Here is a 1,876-nt window from a genome sequence, read left to right on the forward strand (position 1 = left end):
ATAGCACAGGATGTGCATGATACAGTTTCAGTATTATATTTTTAAGGTTATCCATATTATCCCCTTTCAATCCTTAATCAGTTCCTTGCATTTCTCATCCAGATAGTCAGCGCGCGTCATACCTCCATTGTTTCCAGAGCGAATGTTCGCATGATTATCAATACATACAAGCGTGTAATTCTCATTGCCTTCAATACGATATGATTTAACAGTCGCATCAGCCGTACTCTCAGTTGATGATGAATCCACTGAATTCATGCTTCCGCACGCAGATACACTGAATATGATTGTGAACATCATGACAACCGCCGCGATATTCCTGATGATTTTGATTTGTTCCATCTCGAATTATCTCCTTGTTATTGATGTGTTTTATTTGAATTTCATTCACTTATCTATCAAGAGATATGTTTGAAACTCACTTACTATCTATCAAGGTCTAATAATCCGCATCATTTCAACGATTCCACATCATTAACAGAACCGAGCAGCGACACACTTTTCACATCATTCAATCCGTCAATTGTAAATGTTTTGTGAACATTTTGAATGTAGTTTGAATACAATAATGCCCGCGATTATTCGCGGGCATTTATGATTCCTTTCTCATTCAATCACTTCTTTAATTGATTTGTTTCGCGACGTCACCGACACCTCTAACCAGCGTGCTATTTTGTGAGAACATGGCCGGTGCAGCATAGATTATTGCGGCAACGATAATACCGAGCGCAAGGAATGCAACGAATTGCGTCCACTGACGTGAGAATAGGAACTTCAGTGAACATGCACCAATAATGATGAACACTGCCGGTCCAATCCATTTCTGAACGATTGATGTCCAGACTTCCTGTAATGTGGCGACATCCGCCGCATATACCATTGATTCCAACATAATTATATTTCTCCTTTAATTGAATCGATTCTTTTGATTTCATGACTGCAATATCCGCATGCATGCAATCACCATTTATCTATCAATCCGCGTTATCCGAATTGACATCATCCGCATCATCCGTTTCAGGTTCCCAGTCACTGCCCCACGCCGATTTCCACGGAATCCGGTCAGGCAATCTATCTGCATATTCTGGCGTCAACGCTTGAACCATTGCTTTCTGGTTACTGTTATAAGCCATGTATGCATCCGCGTCATCATGACTTAATCCGAGCATGTCAATTTCACCGCATTCATACAGTGAGTCAATCGTGCCGTTCATGGCGGTTTCCAGTATCGCAGCCGTTAGCATGATGCCATGCAGTGAATCGGATTTATCGAACCGAGCGCGCATCAAGCGTTCCATGACACGATTTCCATTCCTATCAGTAGGTATTGTTTCCGAATCACTCGGATCCTTAACCTGCCAGAGCAGTGAGAGCATGTTCACATATGCCGCCCACATACGTCCACCGCGCCATTCCGCCGTTTTACCGAATGCAACCGGATGGGATTTGAATTGTTTGAACCTTCGCCATTGTTCCTGCAATTCAGGCAAGATATCAATGATTACTTCAATTGGAATGCCTGCATGCTTACATGCATCCGCTGGTGAAGCAGGTTCCCAGTTCGGTGAATCAATCAGCGCCAGTGCCTTCGCCTGCGCATCATCCATGAACATTGCCAGCGAGAACCCGGCAATCAAGTCATCATGAGCATCGCGCTCACTGTATTCCCGATTCACTGCCTCATTGAATCGTTCCTTATGCAAGCGTTCCAGTTCAGCATCCTCGAGTTTGTAATATGAAGCGCGTTCAGCGTCATTCAGTTTATCTATCTCTTTATCATTCAAATATTTGAATGCCATTCCCTTTACCTCCTTGTTAATGATGTGATGGTTATTTTTTGATGTCACCCTTATATCTATCAAGGTATAAGTTGGTA

At 42.8% G+C, this 1,876-nt stretch carries 3 protein-coding genes; all 3 read right to left on the reverse strand.

Going from position 1 to position 1,876, the window contains the following annotated elements; all coding sequences use genetic code 11:
• Window positions 1-66: 66 nt before the first annotated feature.
• The gene (locus tag OU26_RS09285; protein WP_026645726.1) at window positions 67-342 is read right to left on the reverse strand and encodes a hypothetical protein; all 276 of its coding nucleotides are present in this window, start codon (window positions 340-342) and stop codon (window positions 67-69) included.
• A 280-nt stretch (window positions 343-622) separates the two neighbouring features.
• Complete coding sequence (locus OU26_RS09290; protein ID WP_026645725.1) at window positions 623-892, reverse strand: hypothetical protein; 270 nt, start codon at window positions 890-892, stop codon at window positions 623-625.
• 82 nt (window positions 893-974) lie between these two features.
• The coding region (locus OU26_RS09295) for a hypothetical protein (RefSeq protein ID WP_206537854.1) at window positions 975-1,876 on the reverse strand (902 nt) is incomplete at its 5' end.

This window comes from Bifidobacterium ruminantium DSM 6489 (assembly GCF_000770925.1).
GTDB lineage: Bacteria > Actinomycetota > Actinomycetes > Actinomycetales > Bifidobacteriaceae > Bifidobacterium > Bifidobacterium ruminantium.